The 218-nt window shown below is 46.8% G+C and carries 1 tRNA gene; it reads right to left on the bottom strand.

What is annotated here, in order from left to right:
- Nucleotides 1–91 precede the first annotated feature (91 nt).
- A tRNA-Trp gene (locus tag KGF39_RS19730) sits at nucleotides 92–167 on the bottom strand.
- Nucleotides 168–218 lie beyond the last annotated feature (51 nt).

The following is a 218-nucleotide window of genomic DNA, read 5'->3' as shown; positions in this document are numbered from 1 at the left end:
CATGTGCGCTACCAAACTGCGCTACACCTCGAAATATTATTTACTATATTATACTACTCTAAAATACAACTTTTTTCAAGTTCTTTTTATTTGGCAGGGGTGGAGGGACTCGAACCCCCGGCGCACGGTTTTGGAGACCGACGCTCTACCAACTGAGCTACACCCCTATGAAGAATAGTGGACCTTCAGGGACTCGAACCCCAGACCTACCGGTTATG

This window comes from Clostridioides sp. ZZV14-6345 (assembly GCF_020657775.1).
Classification (GTDB): Bacteria; Bacillota; Clostridia; order Peptostreptococcales; family Peptostreptococcaceae; genus Clostridioides; species Clostridioides difficile_D.
The sequence above is the reverse complement of the archived record's forward strand: the minus strand, read 5'-3'. Positions and strand labels throughout refer to the sequence as shown.